The organism is Streptomyces diversicolor, from assembly GCF_057537855.1.
The window spans coordinates 93,239-113,957 of record NZ_BAAJXA010000012.1 but is presented as its reverse complement, the minus strand read 5'-3'; the positions used below and the strand labels follow the sequence as shown (position 1 = coordinate 113,957).

Here is a 20,719-nt window from a genome sequence, read left to right as displayed (position 1 = left end):
ATGGCCATCATCGACACCGAGGCCGCGCTGCACGAGGCCCATCGGGACAATCACACGCACCGGGACGTGAACGGCGGCTGGCTGCGCCCCGCCGTGTTCGGCGCGATGGACGGCCTGGTCTCCAACCTCGCCCTGATCACCGGTGTGGCGGGCGGCGCGGTCGGCCACCAGACCATCGTCATCACGGGGCTCGCGGGCCTCGCCGCCGGCGCCTTCTCCATGGCGGCCGGCGAGTACACCTCCGTCGCCTCGCAGCGCGAACTGGTCGAGGCCGAGCTGGACGTCGAGCGGCGGGAGCTGCGCCGGCATCCGCAGGACGAGGAGGCGGAACTGGCGGCGCTCTACGAGACGCGGGGCGTCGAGCCGGAGCTGGCCCGCGAGGTCGCCCGGCAGCTGTCCCGGGACCCCGAGCAGGCCCTGGAGATACACGCCCGGGAGGAGCTGGGCGTCGACCCGGGCGACCTGCCGTCGCCGCTGGTCGCGGCGGTCTCCTCGTTCGGCTCGTTCGCGCTGGGCGCCCTGCTGCCCGTCCTGCCGTACCTGCTGGGCGCGACCGCGCTGTGGCCGGCCCTGGTGCTGGCCCTCATCGGGCTGTTCGGCTGCGGCGCCGTGGTCGCCAAGGTGACCGCCCGCAGCTGGTGGTTCAGCGGTCTGCGGCAGCTCGCCCTCGGTGGCGCGGCGGCCGGTGTGACCTTCGCCCTGGGCAGTTTGTTCGGAACCGCCGTAGGATAGTGCGGCTGGCACCCATGCGCCGGGCCGCATGAGCAGCTGTTACCCACTGGTTTCGAATGCTTAACCGCTGGGCATGAGCCGTAAGCGCTGTGGGCAAAGACGCCTACGGCGCATCCGCGGGATGAGCGAGGACGCCCCTCCCGCCCCCCTTCGGGCCGATGGACATGGATCTGTCCGCGCCGGCCCCCACATACTTCCGCCGCCGTGCGCGGCGCTCTGTCGCGCACCCCGGCGACGTCCGCATGCTGGAACGGAGCATATTCCCGAGCACCGTTCCATCATGTAACCTGCACGAAATTTTGCACTCACGCAGAGGGCCAGCGTCGTCCCTCGGCAGCCGCATATGCCAGATGACGACGACGGGAGAGCCGATGCGTACACCGCGCCAGCCGTCCCAGCATTCCACGAATGGCCGGAACTGGTCGTTCATGGATGCTCGCCCTGCTGCGCAGGGTATGTACGACCCCCGCAACGAGCACGACGCCTGTGGCGTCGGCTTCGTGGCCACCCTCACCGGCGAGGCGAGCCATGTGCTGGTCGAGCAGGCGCTCACGGTTCTGCGCAACCTGGAGCATCGCGGTGCCACCGGCTCCGAGCCCGACTCCGGCGACGGCGCGGGACTGCTCTCCCAGGTGCCGGACGCCTTCTTCCGCGAGGTGGCCGGATTCGAACTCCCCGCGGCCGGGGCGTACGCCGTCGGCATCGCCTTCCTGCCCGAGGAGCACACCGCCGAGGCCGTCTCACAGATCGAGACGATCGCCCACGAGGAGGGGCTGACGATCCTCGGCTGGCGCGAGGTCCCGGTCGCCCCCGATCTGCTGGGCGCCACCGCCCGCTCGACCATGCCGGTCTTCCGGCAGCTCTTCGTCACCGACAACGCCAGCGAGGGCATCGCGCTGGACCGCAAGGCGTTCGTGCTGCGCAAGCGCGCCGAGCGCGAGGCAGACGTGTACTTCCCGTCGCTGTCCGCGCGCACGATCGTGTACAAGGGCATGCTGACCACCGGACAGCTCGAACCGTTCTTCCCCGACCTGTCCGACCGCCGCTTCGCCACCGCGATCGCGCTCGTGCACTCCCGGTTCTCCACCAACACCTTCCCGTCGTGGCCGCTCGCGCACCCGTACCGCTTCGTCGCGCACAACGGTGAGATCAACACCGTCCAGGGCAACCGCAACTGGATGCGCGCCCGCGAGTCCCGGCTGGCCTCCGACCTGTTCGGCGACGGAAACCTGGAGCGCGTCTTCCCGGTGTGCACGCCCGGCGCCTCCGACTCCGCCTCCTTCGACGAGGTGCTGGAACTGCTGCACCTCGGCGGCCGCTCGCTGCCGCACTCCGTGCTGATGATGATCCCGGAGGCATGGGAGAACCACGCCTCCATGGACCCGGCCCGGCGCGCCTTCTACCAGTTCCACGCCACCATGATGGAGCCCTGGGACGGCCCGGCCTGCGTCACCTTCACCGACGGCACCCAGGTCGGCGCCGTACTCGACCGCAACGGACTGCGCCCCGGCCGCTACTGGGTCACCGACGACGGCCTCGTCGTCCTCGGCTCCGAGGTCGGCGTCCTCGACATCGACCCCGCCAAGGTGGTCCGCAAGGGCCGGCTGCAGCCCGGCCGCATGTTCCTCGTCGACACCGCCGAGCACCGCATCATCGAGGACGACGAGATCAAGGCGACCCTCGCCGCCGAGCAGCCCTACGCCGACTGGCTGGAGGCCGGCGAGATCGAGCTGGGCGACCTGCCCGAGCGCGAGCACATCGTGCACACCCACGCCTCGGTCACCCGCCGCCAGCAGACCTTCGGCTACACCGAGGAAGAGCTGCGCGTCCTGCTCGCCCCGATGGCCAAGACCGGCGCCGAGCCCATCGGCTCCATGGGCACCGACTCGCCCATCGCCGCCCTGTCCGAGCGCCCGCGTCTGCTGTTCGACTACTTCACCCAGCTGTTCGCGCAGGTCACCAACCCGCCGCTGGACGCCATCCGCGAGGAACTGGTCACCTCGCTGCGCTCCGCGCTGGGCCCGCAGGGCAATCTGCTCGACCCGAACGCCGCGTCCTGTCGCTCCGTCGTGCTGCCCTTCCCGGTCATCGACAACGACGAGCTGGCCAAGCTCATCCACATCAACGCCGACGGCGACCTGCCGGGCTTCAAGGCCGCGACCCTCTCCGGTCTGTACCGGGTCGGCGGCGGCGGCGACGCGCTGGCCGCCCGCATCGACGAGATCTGCGCCGAGGCCGACGCCGCCATCGGCAACGGCGCCCGGCTGATCGTCCTGTCGGACCGCCACTCGGACGCCGAGCACGCCCCGATCCCCTCGCTGCTGCTCACCGCGGCCGTCCACCACCACCTCATCCGCACCAAGCAGCGCACCCACGTGGGCCTGCTGGTCGAGGCCGGCGACGTCCGCGAGGTCCACCATGTGGCCCTGCTCATCGGCTACGGCGCCGCCGGGGTCAACCCGTACCTGGCGATGGAGTCCGTGGAGGACCTGGTCCGCGCGGGCACCTTCCTGCCCGGAATGGAGACCGAGCAGTCCATCCGCAACCTGATTTACGCGCTCGGCAAGGGCGTCCTGAAGGTCATGTCCAAGATGGGCATCTCGACCGTCGCCTCCTACCGCGGCGCCCAGGTCTTCGAGGCCGTCGGCCTCGACGAGGGCTTCGTCGAGAAGTACTTCAACGGCACCGCCACCAAGATCGGCGGCGTCGGCATCGACGTCGTCGCCGAGGAGGTCGCCGCCCGGCACGCCAAGGCCTACCCGGCCTCCGGCATCGCCCCCGCGCACCGCGCCCTGGAGATCGGGGGCGAGTACCAGTGGCGCCGCGAGGGCGAGCCGCACCTGTTCGACCCCGAGACGGTCTTCCGCCTCCAGCACTCCACGCGCACCGGCCGCTACGACGTCTTCAAGAAGTACACCGCGCGCGTGAACGAGCAGTCCGAGCGCCTGATGACGCTGCGCGGGCTGTTCGGCTTCGCCGCGGACCGGCAGCCGGTCCCCGTCGACGAGGTCGAGCCGGTCAGCGAGATCGTCAAGCGCTTCTCCACCGGCGCCATGTCGTACGGGTCCATCTCCCGCGAGGCGCACGAGACGCTTGCCATCGCCATGAACCGGCTGGGCGGCAAGTCCAACACCGGTGAGGGCGGCGAGGACCCGGAGCGCCTGTACGACCCGGCGCGCCGCTCGTCGATCAAGCAGGTCGCCTCCGGCCGTTTCGGCGTGACCTCCGAGTACCTGGTCAACGCCGATGACATCCAGATCAAGATGGCCCAGGGCGCCAAGCCCGGCGAGGGCGGCCAGCTGCCCGGCCACAAGGTGTACCCGTGGGTGGCCAAGACCCGGCACAGCACCCCCGGCGTCGGCCTGATCTCGCCGCCGCCGCACCACGACATCTACTCCATCGAGGACCTGGCCCAGCTGATCCACGACCTCAAGAACGCCAACCCGGCCGCGCGGATCCATGTGAAGCTGGTGTCCGAGGTCGGCGTCGGCACGGTCGCCGCGGGCGTCTCCAAGGCGCACGCGGACGTGGTCCTGATCTCCGGGCACGACGGCGGCACCGGCGCCTCCCCGCTGACCTCGCTCAAGCACGCGGGCGGCCCCTGGGAGCTGGGCCTCGCCGAGACCCAGCAGACCCTGCTGCTCAACGGCCTGCGCGACCGGATCGTGGTGCAGACCGACGGCCAGCTGAAGACCGGCCGCGACGTGGTGATCGCCGCGCTGCTCGGCGCCGAGGAGTTCGGTTTCGCGACCGCGCCGCTCGTCGTCTCCGGCTGTGTCATGATGCGCGTCTGCCACCTGGACACCTGCCCGGTCGGCATCGCCACCCAGAACCCGACCCTGCGGGAGCGGTTCGCCGGCAAGGCCGAGCACGTGGTGAACTTCTTCGAGTTCATCGCCCAGGAGGTCCGCGAACTCCTGGCCGAGCTGGGTTTCCGCTCCATCGAGGAGGCCGTCGGCCACGCCGAGGCGCTTGACGTCAGCCGGGCCGTCGACCACTGGAAGGCGCAGGGCCTGGACCTGGAGCCGCTGTTCCACGTGCCCGACCTGCCCGCGGGCGCGGTGCGCCACCAGGCCGTCGAGCAGGACCACGGCCTGGCCAAGGCCCTGGACAACGAGCTGATCAAGCTCGCCGCCGACGCCCTCGCCGCGTCCAGCGCCACCGACGCCCAGCCGGTGCGCGCGCAGGTCCCCATCCGCAACATCAACCGCACGGTCGGCACCATGCTCGGCCACGAGGTGACGAAGAAGTTCGGCGGCGCAGGTCTGCCCGACGACACGATCGACATCACCTTCACCGGCTCGGCCGGCCAGTCCTTCGGCGCGTTCCTGCCGCGCGGCGTCACCCTCCGCCTGGAGGGCGACGCCAACGACTACGTCGCCAAGGGACTGTCCGGTGGACGGGTGATCGTGCGCCCGGACCGCGGCGCCGACCACCTCGCCGAGTTCTCCACGATCGCGGGCAACACCCTCGCCTACGGCGCGACCGGCGGCGAGCTGTTCCTGCGCGGTCGCACCGGCGAGCGGTTCTGCGTGCGCAACTCCGGTGCGCTGGTGGTCGCCGAGGGCGTGGGCGACCACGGCTGCGAGTACATGACCGGCGGTCACGCGGTCGTCCTCGGCGAGACGGGCCGCAACTTCGCGGCCGGCATGTCCGGCGGCGTCGCCTACGTCATCGACCTGAACCGCGACCACGTCAACGCGGGCAACCTGGGCGCGATCCAGCCGCTGGACGAGACGGACAAGCAGTGGCTGCACGACGTGGTGCGCCGCCACCAGGAGGAGACCGGCTCGACGGTCGCCGAGAAGCTGCTGGCCGAGTGGGACACCGCGGCCGACCGCTTCACCAAGATCATCCCCAGCACGTACCAGGCAGTGCTCGCCGCCAAGGACGCCGCCGAGCGAGCCGGTCTCTCCGAGACCGAGACCCACGAGAAGATGATGGAGGCGGCGATCAATGGCTGACCCGAAGGGCTTCCTCAACCACGGCCGTCAGATCGCCGAGACCCGTCCCGTCAGCGAGCGCGTCAAGGACTGGAACGAGGTCTACGTCCCCGGCTCGCTGCTGCCCATCATCAGCAAGCAGGCCAGCCGGTGCATGGACTGCGGCATCCCGTTCTGCCACAACGGCTGCCCGCTCGGAAACCTGATCCCCGAGTGGAACGACTACGCCTACCGCGAGGACTGGTCCGCCGCCTCGGAGCGGCTGCACGCCACCAACAACTTCCCGGAGTTCACCGGGCGGCTGTGTCCGGCGCCCTGCGAGTCGGCGTGCGTACTCGGCATCAACCAGCCGCCGGTCACCATCAAGAACGTCGAGGTCTCGATCATCGATAAGGCGTGGGACGCCGGTGACGTCCGGCCGCAGGCGCCCGAGCGACTGTCCGGCAAGACGGTCGCCGTGATCGGCTCGGGCCCCGCGGGCCTGGCCGCCGCCCAGCAGCTGACCCGGGCCGGCCACACCGTCGCCGTCTACGAACGCGCCGACCGCATCGGTGGCCTGCTGCGCTACGGCATCCCCGAGTTCAAGATGGAGAAGCGGCACATCAACCGCCGTATCGAGCAGATGCGCGCGGAGGGCACCCGGTTCCGCACCGGCGTCGAGATCGGCCGCGACCTGAAGGCGACGGACCTGCGCAAGCGGTACGACGCCGTCGTCATCGCCGCCGGCGCCACCACCGCCCGCGATCTGCCGGTGCCCGGCCGTGAACTCAAGGGCATTTACCAGGCGATGGAGTACCTGCCGCTGGCCAACAAGGTCCAGGAGGGCGACTACGTCACCGCGCCGATCTCGGCGAAGGGCAAGCACGTCGTGGTGATCGGCGGCGGCGACACCGGCGCGGACTGCGTGGGCACCGCCCACCGCCAGGGCGCGGCTTCCGTCACCCAGCTGGAGATCATGCCCCGCCCCAACGACGAGCGGGACAAGGTCGCCCAGCCCTGGCCGACCTTCCCGATCCTCTACAAGGTCACCTCGGCCCACGAGGAGGGCGGCGAGCGCATCTACTCGGCGTCCACCACCCACTTCGAGGGCGACGAGGACGGCCAGGTGCAGTGGCTGCACCTCGCCGAGGTCGAGTTCGTCGACGGCAGGCTGACCCAGAAGCCGGGCACGGAGCGCCGTATCCCCGCCCAACTCGTCACGCTCGCCATGGGCTTCACCGGCACCGACCGGGACAACGGCCTGGTCGAGCAGTTCGGCCTTGAGCTGGACGAGCGCGGCAACATCGCCCGCGACGCCGACTTCCAGACCAATGTCCCGGGCGTCTTCGTCGCCGGTGACGCCGGCCGCGGGCAGTCGCTCATCGTGTGGGCGATCGCCGAGGGCCGCTCGGCCGCCAAGGGCGTCGACCGCTTCCTGACCGGCGCGAGCGACCTGCCGGCCCCGATCCGCCCGACGGACCGCGCCCTGGGCTGACAGACGTCCCGTACAAAGGCGTACGGAACACCGACGGCGCCTGCCCAGTCCCCGACCGGACCCAGGGCAGGCGCCGCCACTTTCTCATGAGGCCCCGGGCCCGATGGAGCGCCCCAATGGGGCGCGGGGCTGTGTCAATGTGCGGCTCCGCCGCGCGGGCGCGCCCAGCCACGACGCACCCGCAGACAAAGAACGACACGACACGTCACGCCACGGCCAGGTCACCGCACCTCGTACAACTCCCCGTACACCCGCCACCGCAAAGGCCGACGCAGCCCCATGTTGCCGTCGTAGAGAAACTGCCGCTGAGCCGTGTCGATGCGACTGGTGTCGATCCCCGGCCGCTTGACCCGCATGGCCTTGCGGCGGACGTCCAGGAAGATGTCGAGGTACGCCTTCTCGCTACCCCCCTCCGCAGGGGTGTCGGCCTCCTTGAGGGCACGTTCACGCAGGCCGTAGAAGCCGTCCGGACCGGTGCCGGGCCCATGGAAGACCATCGCGTCGTAGTAGATGAACTGGCCCAGCGTGCCCAGTCCGTCCAGCTTGGCGAGGCGGACGGCGGGGTCGAAGTAGGCACGGTCACGCTCGGAGTCCTGAGCCGCACGGAAGGCCGGGCGCTTCGACTCCGCCTTCCAGGCGGCGGTGAAGCCGGGGTCGAGGCCCTCGTGCGAGTCCGTGCCGTCGACCTTGCGCAGCGCGGGCAGATAGCCGGCGAGACCGTTGTCCGGGTGCGCCTTGGTGTAGCGCTCCACCAGGGTGAGCAGATCGTGCGTGCCGGTGCAGAAGCCGATGATGCCCGCGGTGTAGCCCTGCCCGTCGCCGATGTCCTCGATGTAGCCGTACGTACTGCGCCAGTCCAGCGTGGAGTTCTCGGCGCTCGCCACGAGCTGCTGCGCCAGCTCCTTCTTCCCCGGCGCGGCAAGGCCCGGCGGGGCGTCCGCGATCACCTCGTCGTCCTGGGACTTCTCCGACCGCTCGGCCCGCGCCTTGGCGTCCGTGCGGGCCTGGGCCGCGGCGGAGGCGGGCTGGGACGAGGAGGGACCCGAGTCGCCCGGCGTGGCCACGTACACCACCGCCGTGACGATCACCGGGACGGCCGCGAACAGCAGAATTCCGGCTCGTTTCATGACATCACCGTACGGCCCGTATCAGGCCGCCCCTCCCGTCAGTTCCGAGACCTTCGCCCAGGTCAACACCACCAGCAGGACCAGCACGGCGATGCCCGCGCCCGCCTGCACCAGGGTGCGCCGGCCGTCCCGCGGCGCGTACGCGTAGGCGAGCGTCAGCGTGCCGCCCGCCAGCAGACCGCCGAGGTGCCCCTGCCAGGACGCGAACCCCGCGGAGATCACCAGCCACAGCAGCAGCCCCACCATGTAGCGGTTGACGGCGTTCATGTCGTAGCCCAGGCGGCGGGCCATCACGTAGTAGGCGGCACCGAGTCCGAAGATCGCGCCGGACGCGCCGACCGTCAGCGTGTCCGGGGCGATCAGCAGCACCAGTACGGAGCCGCTGAGCGCCGAGAGCAGATACAGGGCGACGAAGCGGACGCGGCCCAACTGGGCCTCGACCACCCGGCCGAGGCTCCACAGGGACACCATGTTCAGCACGATGTGCAGGATGCCGAACGGCGTCTCCGTGGCCGGCAGATGCAGGAACGCCCCGGTCAGCAGCCGGTACCACTCGCCTCCGGCAAGCCCCTCCGCGTGCACGTCGGGGCCGTACGGGTACTGCCACAGATAGTGCGTGCCGTCGCCGCCCACGAGCCCGCGCCCCAGCATCCCGAACCGGTCCACGACCCCGGGGCGTACCAGTTCGGCGAGGTAGGCGAGGACGTTGAGGCCGATGAGGACACCGGTGACGACCGGCACCGTGGTGATCCGGCCGCCGAACGCGGTCCGTGCCTGCCGTATCGACCGGGCGCCCTCGCGTACGCAGTCCACGCACTGGTGGCCGACGGCGGCCTCCCGCATGCAGGCCGGGCAGATGTAGCGATCGCAGCGGGTGCAGCGCACATGCGACTCCACCCTGGGGTGGCGGTAGCAGGTGGTGACGGCGGACTCGGCGGCCACGGCCGGCTCCTCAAGATCATGGGCATGGGACGAGCCGGTGGGGACGGCGGCGAACAAAATAGCGAACCGCGGGGGCGGGAGGAAAAAGCGGGGGTGGAAGATCGCGTAGTCTCGGCCTCCGGAGCCGCACGAGGGGGGAGCCCGGCATGGCCGCGATCAGTCTCAGCAAGGTGACCGAGAGCGCGCCCGCGCTGGTCGAGCCGTACCGTACCGCCGGGGTGTCCCTCGTCAAGCACGGGCTGGACGGGTTGCGCGCGGCCGTCTACCTCGTCGTCGACTACTCCGGGTCGATGAGGCCGTACTACGAGGACGGCAGTGTGCAGGCGCTCGCCGACCGGGTGCTCGGGCTGTCCGCGCACCTCGACGACGACGGCCGGGTGCCGGTGGTGTTCTTCTCGACGGACGTCGACGCCGTCACCGAGATCGCCCTCGCCGACCACCAGGGCCGCATCGGCCGGATCGCCGCCGGGCTCGGGCACATGGGCAAGACCAGCTACCACCTGGCCATGGACGCCGTCATCGACCACTACCTGGACAGCGGCTCCACCGCGCCCGCCCTCGTCGTCTTCCAGACCGACGGCGGCCCGATCAGCAAGCCCGCCGCCGAACGCTATCTGTGCAAGGCGGCCAGGCTGCCGCTGTTCTGGCAGTTCGTCGGCTTCGGCGACCCGGACAGCCGCCAGTTCGACTTCCTGCGCAAGCTGGACGAACTGGCGGTGCCGGACCGCCGGGTGGTGGACAACGCGGGCTTCTTCCACGCCGGCCAGGACCCGCGGAAGGTGTCCGACGCCGACCTGTACGACCGTCTGCTGGGCGAGTTCCCCACCTGGCTGAGCGCAGCCCGATCCCAGGCCGTCATCCCCTCACCCTGACCCCGCCCAACGACCTTCTCCATGGCAGGGGGAGGGGCGGGCGGCGCGCCGATTCTCGGCGAGGCCCCCGGGGTGTGTGCGGCGGTCGAGGCGGAAGCAGACGTGCCGGAACCGGACTGGAACGCTGGTGCCGGTGCCGCCGGGGCCACCACCGCCCGGCGGGTGCGGGCAGGGCCGGGCCTGGCGATGTCCAGACCGGCCGGTGCCGGAACCGACCCGCGAGGAGCCCCGGCAGCTTGCCGTTGGCGGCGGTTGGCGGCGGTTTCCGGCGGGGGCGCGGTTGGCGGGCGGGGGGTCAGGTGTCGCAGTCCAGGACCGTGCGGCACAGGGCGCAGCGGGCCCGGACCCGGCCCTTCACCGGTACCCGGATGCGCTGCTGGCAGGTCGGGCAGGGGAAGGAGACGCGCAGCCGGCCGCCGCCGTCGGGGGTGAAGGTGTAGGGCACGCCGGGCTGCGGCCCGTGGGCGTGCCGGCGGTCGCGGGCGTAGCGGCGGCGGCCCGCCCAGCCGGCCGCGGTCAGCGGCGGCTGCTGTTCGTCGTGCCGGGCCTGCGCCAGTCCCTTGGTGTACGCCGTGTACGCCTGCGGGCTGGTGAACCACACGGACGGGTCCTCGCCGAAGACCAGGGAGCGCTTGGCCAGGACGTAGCCGAACTCCTCCGGGGTGAGGTAGCCGAGCTTCTGGGACGACACCGCGTCCTCCCGGAAGGCGTCCAGCAGCAGCCAGCCGGCGCCCAGGTACGTGGCCGCCGTGTCCGTGAGGATCTCGTTCTCCGCCGTGCTGGGGAAGGACAGGTCCAGACGGTGCAGATAGACATGCGTGACCTCGTGCGCAAGGGCCGCGCCGATGTCCCGCCGATGGGTGCGGAAACGGTCGTTCAGCTCGACGAAGTACTCGGGGCCCGCGGCGAGTTCGACGTTCGCCGCATGGGTCATCTCGCGGAAGCTGACGATCACCCGGGCGTCCGGCAGCCGGAAGTGCCGGACGATCTCGCCGGCCACCCGCTGCGCGCCCAGGTGCAGATCGTCGGTGTCGCAGAAGGCCACGTCGGCGGGGGCCACACTGGTCGGGAAGGTCTGGATCGTGTCGTACGACAGCCGCCGGTACAGCGCGGTGATCGCGGCCCGCACCGTCTCCAGATGCGGGTAGCCGTGCATGACCGGCCCGTCGTTCGCCACGCCGTCACCCCCAAGGACGCCCCGACTTCTCATCCACTGTATGCGGGCGTGAGCGTTTTTCACCGGTCCGCGGCCCCCCGTCACCGCCCGGCACGACCGCACGCACAGCGAGCGCACGACCGCACGCACGGCGAGCGCCCGGCGGGTGCGGGGCGGGTGCGGGGCGGCCGTCCGCGTGTCCAGCCCGGCAGTTCGAGCCGTGCGTCGCCGCCGCGCAGGCCGTGACCGCGCCCCGGTACAGTCCCGGTGCGCCGCCCCGGGCGGCGCCGTGCGGGGCACCGCAGGCACCCCGTCGTCGAAGGCGTCCGCCGCAGTCCACGCGCGCGTGCTCCGTGCAGACACTGCCGCTCGTGCAGGATGCCGCCGGCGATGCCCTTGGGCTCGCCGACGCACGGCCCGTAGGTGAGCGACCGGGTCCCCGGTCCCGGCGATCCGCCGATGATCGAACTCGCCGCCGCCCCTTAGGCTGAACCCCCATGACCACCAGCAACACCGGTACCGGTGACGTCGATCCCGCCGTGCGCGCGGAACTCGACCGGCTGCGCGACAGCATCGACAACATCGACGCGGCCGTCGTCCACATGCTCGCCGAGCGCTTCAAGTGCACCCAGCAGGTCGGCCGGCTCAAGGCCGTGCACCGGCTGCCGCCCGCCGACCCGGCCCGCGAGGCCCGGCAGATCGCCCGGCTGCGCAGCCTCGCCGAGAACGCCAAGCTGGACCCGGCCTTCGCTGAGAAGTTCCTCAATTTCATCGTCGCCGAGGTGATCAGACACCACGAGCGCATCGCCGAGGACACCGCCAGGCATCAGGCCGTCGAGCCGGGCTGATCTCCGGCGACGCGGCGGCCCGCTGCCCCGGCCGGCTGGGGTGATGCCGCGGCTGCGCTCCGAAGGGGCGCGGGGAACCGCGCCACCGGCCACCACGGTGCCGCAGACGACCGACGGCGCGTCGCGGCCTTTCCGCGGGCACGGTTGGTCAGACCGCGAGCACTCCCCGTCAGTGTCCCGGCGTAAGCTGGTGGGCCTGCCGGGCGGGAGGGACGTGGGGCCATGCCGTCGGACGCCGAGATCCTCATCGTCGACGACCACCAGCACACGCTGTACGCACTGGAGCACGCCCTGGCCCCGCTGGGCCTGAGGACCGGCCGCGCCACCAGCTCGGACCAGGCGCTCAAGCAGGTCCTGCGCGGCCGGGTCGGCCTCCTCCTGCTCGATGTGAGCACGCCCGGCGCCTACGGCCCGGACGGGCCGGACGGCCTGGACGTGGTGCGGTGCATACGCCGCCTGGAACAGACCCGGCACATCCCCGTCGTCCTGCTCACCGGCTCCGACCCGGACCGCGAACTGGCCGCGGCCGCCTTGGGGCTCGGGGTCGCCGACCTCGTCCGCACCCCGGTCGACCCATGGGCCCTGCGCACCAAGGTCGGCCACCTGTACGCTGCCCACCAGCGCAGCCTCGCCCTGGAACGAGAGGTGCGCGAGCTGCGCGCGCTGCTCGCGGCCCGCGCCCAGGACGGGGACCGCGGCCCGCGCGCCGTCCGGCCGCACCCCGACGGCCGGGTACCGCCGCAACGCGACGCCGGGCGGGCCACCACTGCCCCATAATGGACATAAGCCGCATATCGCATCCGCCCCTGTGTGTTGTCGGCGGCATCGGGCAGCATGGCCTGCATGTCCGTACTCACGCGCGACGAAGCGCACAACCGAGCACAGCTCCTCGACGTCCACCGCTACACGATCGAACTCGACCTGACCGCCGGGGACGCGACCTTCGGCTCGCGCACCGCGATCAGGTTCTCCGTGCGGGCGGACGCCACGAACACCGACACGTTCGTCGAGGTCAAACCCGCCGAGCTGCGCTCCGTCACGCTCGACGGACAGCCCCTCGACCCGGACTCGCTGGACGAGAACCGGCTGCCGCTGAAGAACCTCGCCGCGGGCGAGCACGAACTGCGCGTCGACGCGCGGATGCACTACTCCCGCACCGGCGAGGGCATGCACCGCTTCACCGACCCCTCCGACGGCGAGACGTACGTCTACACCCAGCTGTTCATGGACGACGTGCAGCGCGTCTTCGCGGCCTTCGACCAGCCCGACCTGAAGGCCGTCTTCGAGCTGTCCGTCACCGCCCCCGAGAGCTGGACCGTCCTCGCCAACGGGATCACCGAGCACCTTGGCGCGGGCCGCTGGCGGGCCGCCCCGACCCCGCTGATCTCCACCTACCTGGTCGCCGTCGCCGCCGGACCCTGGCACTCCGTGCGCACCGAGCACCGCGGACTGCCCTTCGGCATCCACTGCCGCCGCTCCCTCGCGCCCCACCTGGACGCCGACGCCGAGGAGATCATCGACGTCACGCGCGCGTGCTTCGACCGCTACCACGAGAAGTTCGAGGAACCCTACCCCTTCGACTCCTACGACCAGGCGTTCGTCCCCGAGTTCAACGCCGGCGCCATGGAGAACCCGGGCCTGGTCACCTTCCGCGACGAGTTCGTCTTCCGCTCCGCCGTCACCGACACCGAGCGGCAGACCCGCGCCATGGTCATCGCCCACGAGATGGCCCACATGTGGTTCGGCGACCTCGTCACCCTCAAGTGGTGGGACGACATCTGGCTCAACGAGTCCTTCGCCGAGTACATGGGCTATCAGACCACCGCCGAGGCGACCCGCTTCACCGACACCTGGGTCGACTTCGGCGTCGCCCGCAAGGGCTGGGGATACAACGCCGACCAGCGCCCCTCCACCCACCCCGTCGCCCCCGAGGCCGTGGACGACACCGCCGCCGCGCTGCTCAACTTCGACGGCATCTCCTACGCCAAGGGCGCCTCCGCGCTGCGCCAGCTCGTCGCCTGGCTCGGTGAGAAGGACTTCCTGGCCGGCATCAACACCCACTTCGCCCGGCACCGGTTCGGCAACGCCACGCTTGCCGACTTCATCGACTCCCTGGCCACCGCCACCGAGCGCGACGTGCACGCCTGGGCCGACGCCTGGCTGCGCACCACCGGCGTCGACACCCTCACCCCGGCCGTCGCCCCCGCCGCCGACGGCACCTGCGCGCTCACCGTCGCACGCGACGGCAGCCGGCCGCACCGCATCACCGTCGGCCTGTACGACCACGACCTCGCCGACGAGGGCCGCCTCGTGCTGCGTGAGCGCGTCGACCTCGACGTACCGCAGACCGCGCCGCACCCCCTCGGCAAGCGGCCCGCGCTGCTGCTCCTCAACGACGGCGACCTGACCTACGCCAAGGTCCGGTTCGACGCCGAGTCCTTCGACGCGCTGCGCACGGGACTGTCCCGCCTGCCCGATCCGCTCACCCGCGCGGTCGTGTGGAACGCGCTGCGGGACGCGGTCCGCGACGGCGAACTCCCGCCCGCCGCCTACCTGGACGCCGCCCGCGCCCATCTGCCGCACGAGACCGACCTCGCCCTCGTGGAGGGCGTCCTCGCCTTCGCCACCGTGCAGGTGGCCGGCCGGTACGTCACGCCCGAGGACCGGCCCGCCGCGCTGGCCACGCTCTCCTCGCTGTGCCGTGACCTCATCCGGCGCACCGAGGACGGCGACAGCCCCGGCCGGCGGCTGCTCGCCGTCCGCCACTTCATCGATGTCGCCGCCCACCCCGACACGATCGCCGCCTGGCTCGCCGACGGCACCGTGCCCGGCGGGCCCGAGCTGGACCCGGAGCTGCGCTGGCGCATCCTGGGCCGGCTCGCCGTGCTCGGCGCCACCGACGAGGCCGCCATCGCCGCGGAACTGGAACGCGACCCGAGCGCCACCGGTCAGGAGGGCGCCGCCCGCTGCCGCGCCGCCCTGCCCGACCCGGAGGCCAAGCGGGCCGCGTGGGAGGCGATGTTCGCCGCGGACCGCGGGGCCGAACTGTCGAACTACCTGTTCATCGCCACCGCCCGCGGCTTCTGGCAGCCCGAACAGGCCGATCTGGTAAGGGAGTACGTGCCGCGCTACTACCCCGACGCGGTCGCCGTCGCCGCCCGCCGCGGCCCGGCCATCGCCACCGCCGTCGGCCGCTGGGCCTTCCCGGCCCACGCCGTGGACGCCGAGAACCTTGCCCTCGGCGAGGCATGCCTGCGCGACGGCGAGCCGACCACCGCCCTGCGCCGCTGGCTCACCGACGAACTCGACGACCTCGCCAGGGCCCTGCGCATCCGCAAGGCGTAACTCTCCTACGAGGACCCGGCACCCGGGGGCCATGGACCCGCCACGCCGCCGAGCCTTCGGCCGGTGCGCGCTGACCGCGGGACACGCAGGTCGGGCCTTTCTGCGGGGGCTCCTTGTGGGCGCGACCCGGGACGAGCGGACGGCCGAGTCGCCGTACGGCTCGGGCGCCCTGGCGTGCCCCTCGCTGGGCCTGGACCGCAGGCGGTGGCGAAGGACCCGCGCTTCGAGCACAGGTGGGGACTCGCACACAGCGGGCGTCCGCCCGGGTGCAGCGGCCCCGCCCGGGCCACGGCCGTCTCGGACCGCGGGGCCCAACTCCCGCCCGCGCACGACACGGTGCCGGGCACGGACCTCCGGAAACCGTCGGGCGACATCGGCGCCGCGATGCCGCCGGCACATACCCGACAGATTTTCCCCGTACGGGAGTACCCACTTTCGGGTCCCATCGCCGCGCATCCCGGGCGCGTCGGGGCCGTCGCGTACAAGCTGGAAGCCACATGGTCGTTCCGCTGTCCCGCGGCCCGGAGGAGAGCCCATGAACACGCCCCCCTTCGCCTCGTCCCCCGAAGGGCCCGACGCCCTGCGGCCGTTGCTGGACACCGTGCTCGACGCCCTCCGGGACGGCGCACGGGCGCGCGGCGGTCCGCTGCCCGCTGGCGGCCCCGAGGCGGTCGCCGCGCGGATCGCCGAGGCCATGGGGGACGTACTGCCCGGCGAGGGCGACCCGGACGCCCTGCGCACCCTCGTGCGAGCCCTCGCCGAGGGCTCGGCCGACCCCGCCGACCCGCTGTGCGCGGCCCATCTGCACTGCCCGCCGCTCGCCGTCGCCACCGCCGCGGACCTCGCGGTGAGCGCCCTCAACCCCTCCCTGGACTCCTGGGACCAGGCGCCCGCCGCCTCCGCGCTGGAAGCCGTCGTCACCCGCCGGCTCGCCCAGGAGATCGGCCTGGCCGACGCCCTCGTCACCACCGGCGGCACCGAGTCCAACCAGCTCGCGCTGCTGCTCGCCCGCGAGACACGGGGCGGCGGCGTCCGGCTCGTGTGCGGCGCCAACGCCCACCACTCGCTGCCCCGCGCCGCCTGGCTGCTGGGCCTGCCCGAACCCGTGGTCGTACCCACACCGCGCGGCATCCTCGACCCGGCCGCGCTCCATGACGCCGTCGTCCGGCTCCCGGGCCCCCTGCTGGTCGCCGCCACCGCCGGCACCACCGACGCCGGCCTCATCGACCCGCTCGCCGAGATCGCCGGACTGTGCTCCGCCCACGGCGCCCGGCTGCACATCGACGCGGCCTACGGCGGGCCGCTCGTCTTCAGCGACCGGCACCGCGAGCAGTCGGCCGGTCTCGAAGCCGCCCACACCGTCACCCTCGACCTGCACAAACTCGGCTGGCAGCCGGCCGCCGCGGGCCTGATCGCCGTGGCCCGCCCCCGCGAACTCGCCGCGCTCCAGCACCGCGCCGACTACCTGAACGCCGACGACGACACCGAGGCCGGCCTCCCCGACCTGCTCGGCCGCTCCCTGCGCACCACCCGCCGCCCCGATGTGCTCAAGACCGCCGTCACCCTGAAGACCCTCGGCCGCCGCGGACTCGGCGCCCTGGTCGACCAGGTGTGCGCGCGGGCCCGCGAGTTCGCCGCCCTCGTCCAGGACCACCCCGGCTTCGAACTGTACGACCGGCCCGTCATCAGCACCGTCCTGTTCCGGCCCGCCGGAGCGGACGACGAGACCGTCGCCGCCGTACGGCGCGGACTGCTCACGGAGGGCCGGGCCGTGCTCGGGCGCGCCCGCCTCGACGGCCGCCTCTGGCTGAAGGCCACCCTCCTCAACCCCCACACCCACCGGGACGAACTGGCCCGCCTCCTGAAACTCGTGGAAGGAACCACGCCCAGATGACCAGCCCCCCACACCACGAGAGCGAAGCTCCCCGCGATCTCGTCGGCGTCGGCATCGGCCCGTTCAACCTGTCCCTCGCCGCCCTCGCCCACCCGCTCGCCGAACTCGACGCCGTCTTCTACGAACAGCGCCCCGGCTTCGACTGGCATCCCGGCCTGCTCATCGAGGGCGCGACCGTCCAGGTCCCCTTCCTCGCCGACCTGGTGACCCTCGCCGACCCGACCAGCCAGTGGAGCTTCCTCAACCACCTCAGGAGCCGGGACCGGCTCTTCCCCTTCTACTTCGCCGAGCGCTTCCACAGCCTGCGCGCCGAGTACGACGCCTACTGCCGCTGGGTCGCCGAGAACCTTCCCGGACTGCACTTCTCCCACCGGGTCGACGCCGTCCGCTGGAATCCCCGACGGGACGTCTTCGAGGTCGACCACACCCGCCTCGACGCCGAGGGCAAGGCGGAGTTTCTGGGCCGCACCCACACCAGGAACATCGTCCTCGGCGTCGGCACCGCCCCCCATGTGCCCGAACCGCTCAAGCCCCTGGTGGCGGCGCCCGACGTCCCCGTCGTGCACGCCGCCGACTATCTGGAGCACCGCGAGGCGTTCCTCGCCGCCGGGCATGTCACCGTCGTCGGCTCCGGGCAGTCCGGCGCCGAGGTCTTCCTCGACCTGCTGCGCCACCGCCCGCCCGGCCGCGAACGGCTCCACTGGCTGGGCCGCACGGAGGCGTTCGCGCCCATGGAGTACTCCAAGCTCGGACTGGAGCACTTCACCCCCGACTACAGCCGTTACTTCCACGGCCTGTCCGAACCGGTCAGGGACCGGCTCGTCGCCGCCCAGTGGCAGCTGCACAAGGGCATCGACGCCGAGACCATCGCCGCCATCCACGACGAGCTGTACCGCCGCAGCCTGCACGGCGGCTGGCCCGACGCCGTGCTCACCCCCGGAGTCCGGGTGCGCACGGCGGGCCGTGTCGCCACCACCCGGATCGAACTCCACCTGGAACACGTCCAGCAGGACACCCGTTCCCGGCTGACCACGGACGCGGTCGTCCTCGCGACCGGCTACCGGGAACGCCCGCTGGACCGCGTCCTCGCCGGACTCGACCCCCATGTGCGCCGCGACGGCGCCGGCCGCCCCCAGGTGGACGAGGCGTTCCGGCTCGTGCTCGCCCCGTCCGTCACGGGCACGGCCTATGTGCAGAACGCGGAACGGCACACCCACGGCGTCGGCGCACCCGACCTGGGGCTGGCCGCCTGGCGCAGCGCCACCATCATCAACTCCCTGACGAAGAAGGAGACCTACCCGCTGCCCGGCCGGACGGCCTTCACCAGCTTCGGACTCGAACCGGCAAGGCCGGTGCCGCCCGCCCGGCAGGCGCGGGTACTGACCCCGCTCGTGGACGACCGGAGCTGACGAGCCGGCCCCGGGCCGGTGCCCGGGGCCGGCTCGCAAGGCCCTAGAACACCGGCGTGCCGGCCCGGGTCAGCTTCCAGTCGACCGACGCGAAGTCCTTGGGATCCAGGACGCCCTTCGCGGTCACCCACTCCGCGATCCGGGTCCGGATCTCCGTCGACTCGGACCACAGCTCCTGGGCCGAGGCCACGTGCGGGAACGCGCCGCCGCCATTGGCCCGGTAGTTGTTCACCGCGAACACGAACTGCTGCGCGTCGTCCAGCGCGGCCCCGTCGAAGGTGAGGTTCTTGATCCGCGAACCGGCCGGCTGGGCGATGTCGATGTCGTAACGGAGCCCCGACACATAGTCGTAGTTGTAGTCCGGACGGCCGCCCGCGTTGGTGAGCTTCTGCACGTCGATCACCGCGTCGGGGGCGGTCTGGACGTAGTACTCCGCCGAGTACTCCAGGTACGCCCGCACCTGGGCGCCCGTCATCAGCTTCGCGACCAGCGTGTTGTCGTACACATACAGGCTCGACAGGTCCCGGATCGTCACCTCGCCCGCCGGGATCTCCGAGGTGCGGGAGAACGGCGATGCCTGCGAGAGCACCGGCAGCGAGGCGTACGCGGTGCCCGCGAGCGCGGCCCTGACCACGTCCTCCTGCACCTTGTTGATGAGGTCGATGATCGGCGCGTCCTTGTAGCGGGCGTCGACCGTGGTCAGCGTCTCGGTGGCGGTGCCGACCACCTGGTTGACGTACTTGACGACCTTCGCGTGCTCGTCGGACAGCAGCTTGGTGATCTTCGGGTCGTCGGCGACGGTGTTGGAGTTGCGCAGCGAGGCCGAGACCGACTCCACCGTCCAGCGGCCCTTGGCGAACACCAGCTCGACGTCGAACAGGGTGAGCCGCTCGGCGAAGTACAGCGGCTCGGACAGCACGACCGTCCTGCCGGTCTTCTCGTTGGTGACCTTCAGCTCCGGGATCTCCACATGGGAGTGCCCGACCAGGATCGCGTCGATGCCCGGCACCTGCTTGGCCACGTTGACCGCCGCGTTCTCCACGTACGGCACCTGGTCGCCGTACGACGACGTGCCGGACGTCCCGGAGTGCGCCGAGACGATCACGACGTCCGCGCCCATGGAGCGCAGCTTCGGCACCCACTTCGCGGCCTGCTCCTCCAGACCCGGGAACTTCAGCTTGCCCTGCACATACGCCTTGTCCCAGATGGCGATGCCCGGGTTGGTCAGGCCGAGGACGGCGACCGTGACCGGCGGGGCGCCCTTCACCGGGAACTTCTTGATGAAGTAGGGCGGGAAGGCGGGCTTCAGGGTCTTCGCGTCGACGGCGTTGGCGCCGAGCAGCGGGAAACGCAGCTGGTCCTCGAACGTGCGCAGCGTCTCGATGCCGTAGTTGAACTCGTGGTTGCCGAGGGCCGCCGCGTCGTAGCCGATCGCGTTCATCGCCTGGGCCATCGGGTGCACCGGGCCGCCCTTGGCGGTGATCGGGTCGACCTTCGCGTAGTAGTACGTCAGCGGGGTGCCCTGGATGGTGTCGCCGGCGTCCAGGAGCAGCGTGTTCTCGCGGCCCTTCTCCTTGCGTACCTGGTTGATCAGGGTGGAGACCCGGGCCAGGCCCATCGCGTTGCCGGCGGTGTCGGAGTACTCCGCGTCCTTGAAGTAGTCCCAGTTGAAGACGTGCCCGTGCAGATCGGTGGTGCCCATGACGGTCAGCGAGTGGCGCTTGGGCCGCTTGCCGGCCGTGCCCTGGGCGGGCGACGCCGACGCCTGCGCCGGGGCTGCCGCGGCACCGGCGATCGCCACTCCCGCTCCGGTTGCTGCGGACTTCTTCAGAAACTTCCGGCGGTTCAGCGGCATCGTGCGTTCTCCTCGGGGAATGGTTCAACAACGCGCGTAGATTCTGGCCCGGCCCGGCCGACGGCAACAGGTCCGGGAGGTTTCGATCTGGTGACCTCATCGATGAACTCCTGGGTTCCAAC

Annotated in this window: 13 protein-coding genes; 9 read left to right on the top strand and 4 right to left on the bottom strand. The window is 71.7% G+C overall.

All coding sequences use genetic code 11. The features are described 5' to 3' along the window. The 3 genes from AC27LF_RS16425 to AC27LF_RS16415 all read left to right on the top strand — a co-directional run bounded on the left by AC27LF_RS16425 (position 1) and on the right by AC27LF_RS16415 (position 7,149). On the top strand, positions 1 to 732 hold the full coding sequence (locus AC27LF_RS16425; RefSeq protein WP_479657642.1) for a VIT1/CCC1 transporter family protein: 732 nt from the start codon (positions 1 to 3) through the stop codon (positions 730 to 732). Positions 733 to 1,187: 455 nt separating this feature from the next. Further along, the gene (gltB, locus tag AC27LF_RS16420; RefSeq protein WP_479657641.1) at positions 1,188 to 5,696 is read left to right on the top strand and encodes a glutamate synthase large subunit; all 4,509 of its coding nucleotides are present in this window, start codon (positions 1,188 to 1,190) and stop codon (positions 5,694 to 5,696) included. Beyond that, positions 5,689 to 7,149, top strand: coding sequence for a glutamate synthase subunit beta (locus AC27LF_RS16415; protein WP_479657640.1), 1,461 nt, complete (start codon positions 5,689 to 5,691; stop codon positions 7,147 to 7,149). Before gltB ends, AC27LF_RS16415 begins: the two co-directional genes overlap by 8 nt. Positions 7,150 to 7,370: 221 nt before the next feature. Here the strand turns inward: AC27LF_RS16415 and AC27LF_RS16410 are convergent, their stop codons facing one another. Both AC27LF_RS16410 and AC27LF_RS16405 read right to left on the bottom strand, forming a co-directional pair. Beyond that, positions 7,371 to 8,276 (bottom strand): chitosanase, encoded by a 906-nt coding sequence (locus AC27LF_RS16410; protein ID WP_479657639.1) that lies wholly within the window; start codon positions 8,274 to 8,276, stop codon positions 7,371 to 7,373. A gap of 21 nt (positions 8,277 to 8,297) precedes the next feature. Beyond that, complete coding sequence (locus AC27LF_RS16405) at positions 8,298 to 9,218, bottom strand: rhomboid family intramembrane serine protease (RefSeq protein WP_479657638.1); 921 nt, start codon at positions 9,216 to 9,218, stop codon at positions 8,298 to 8,300. A 146-nt stretch (positions 9,219 to 9,364) separates the two neighbouring features. On the opposite strand from AC27LF_RS16405, the gene AC27LF_RS16400 reads away from it, so the two are divergent. Then, positions 9,365 to 10,090 carry a vWA domain-containing protein gene (locus AC27LF_RS16400; protein ID WP_479657637.1) on the top strand — a complete coding sequence of 242 codons (726 nt, stop codon included), beginning with the start codon at positions 9,365 to 9,367 and terminating at the stop codon, positions 10,088 to 10,090. A gap of 295 nt (positions 10,091 to 10,385) precedes the next feature. Here AC27LF_RS16400 and AC27LF_RS16395 read toward each other — a convergent pair whose 3' ends face one another. Next, a complete protein-coding gene (locus tag AC27LF_RS16395) occupies positions 10,386 to 11,267 on the bottom strand; it encodes a hypothetical protein (RefSeq protein ID WP_479657636.1) in 882 nt (293 codons plus the stop codon). Between the two features lie 476 nt (positions 11,268 to 11,743). Here AC27LF_RS16395 and AC27LF_RS16390 point away from each other — a divergent pair, with 476 nt between their 5' ends. From AC27LF_RS16390 to AC27LF_RS16370, 5 genes are all read left to right on the top strand, one after another. Then, the gene (locus AC27LF_RS16390; protein ID WP_479657635.1) at positions 11,744 to 12,094 is read left to right on the top strand and encodes a chorismate mutase; all 351 of its coding nucleotides are present in this window, start codon (positions 11,744 to 11,746) and stop codon (positions 12,092 to 12,094) included. Between the two features lie 222 nt (positions 12,095 to 12,316). Then, positions 12,317 to 12,871: a response regulator gene (locus AC27LF_RS16385; protein WP_479657634.1), complete on the top strand. Its 555-nt coding sequence runs from the start codon at positions 12,317 to 12,319 to the stop codon at positions 12,869 to 12,871. 66 nt (positions 12,872 to 12,937) lie between these two features. Then, complete coding sequence (gene pepN, locus AC27LF_RS16380) at positions 12,938 to 15,439, top strand: aminopeptidase N (RefSeq protein WP_479657633.1); 2,502 nt, start codon at positions 12,938 to 12,940, stop codon at positions 15,437 to 15,439. Between the two features lie 535 nt (positions 15,440 to 15,974). Further along, positions 15,975 to 17,333 (top strand): pyridoxal phosphate-dependent decarboxylase family protein, encoded by a 1,359-nt coding sequence (locus AC27LF_RS16375; protein WP_479657632.1) that lies wholly within the window; start codon positions 15,975 to 15,977, stop codon positions 17,331 to 17,333. Next, a complete protein-coding gene (locus AC27LF_RS16370; RefSeq protein WP_479657631.1) occupies positions 17,330 to 18,742 on the top strand; it encodes a lysine N(6)-hydroxylase/L-ornithine N(5)-oxygenase family protein in 1,413 nt (470 codons plus the stop codon). Before AC27LF_RS16375 ends, AC27LF_RS16370 begins: the two co-directional genes overlap by 4 nt. Before the next feature lie 43 nt (positions 18,743 to 18,785). Here AC27LF_RS16370 and AC27LF_RS16365 read toward each other — a convergent pair whose 3' ends face one another. After that, positions 18,786 to 20,597, bottom strand: a complete 1,812-nt coding sequence (locus AC27LF_RS16365; RefSeq protein WP_479657630.1) for a bifunctional metallophosphatase/5'-nucleotidase — start codon at positions 20,595 to 20,597, stop codon at positions 18,786 to 18,788. Positions 20,598 to 20,719 lie beyond the last annotated feature (122 nt).

Coding starts and splice junctions, on each gene's coding strand:
- AC27LF_RS16425 (WP_479657642.1), top strand. CDS start 1: ATGGCCATCATCGACACCGAGGCCGCGCTGCACGAGGCCCATCGGGAC.
- gltB (WP_479657641.1), top strand. CDS start 1,188: ATGTACGACCCCCGCAACGAGCACGACGCCTGTGGCGTCGGCTTCGTG.
- AC27LF_RS16415 (WP_479657640.1), top strand. CDS start 5,689: ATGGCTGACCCGAAGGGCTTCCTCAACCACGGCCGTCAGATCGCCGAG.
- AC27LF_RS16410 (WP_479657639.1), bottom strand. CDS start 8,276: ATGAAACGAGCCGGAATTCTGCTGTTCGCGGCCGTCCCGGTGATCGTC.
- AC27LF_RS16400 (WP_479657637.1), top strand. CDS start 9,365: ATGGCCGCGATCAGTCTCAGCAAGGTGACCGAGAGCGCGCCCGCGCTG.
- AC27LF_RS16390 (WP_479657635.1), top strand. CDS start 11,744: ATGACCACCAGCAACACCGGTACCGGTGACGTCGATCCCGCCGTGCGC.
- AC27LF_RS16385 (WP_479657634.1), top strand. CDS start 12,317: ATGCCGTCGGACGCCGAGATCCTCATCGTCGACGACCACCAGCACACG.
- pepN (WP_479657633.1), top strand. CDS start 12,938: ATGTCCGTACTCACGCGCGACGAAGCGCACAACCGAGCACAGCTCCTC.
- AC27LF_RS16375 (WP_479657632.1), top strand. CDS start 15,975: ATGAACACGCCCCCCTTCGCCTCGTCCCCCGAAGGGCCCGACGCCCTG.
- AC27LF_RS16370 (WP_479657631.1), top strand. CDS start 17,330: ATGACCAGCCCCCCACACCACGAGAGCGAAGCTCCCCGCGATCTCGTC.
- AC27LF_RS16365 (WP_479657630.1), bottom strand. CDS start 20,597: ATGCCGCTGAACCGCCGGAAGTTTCTGAAGAAGTCCGCAGCAACCGGA.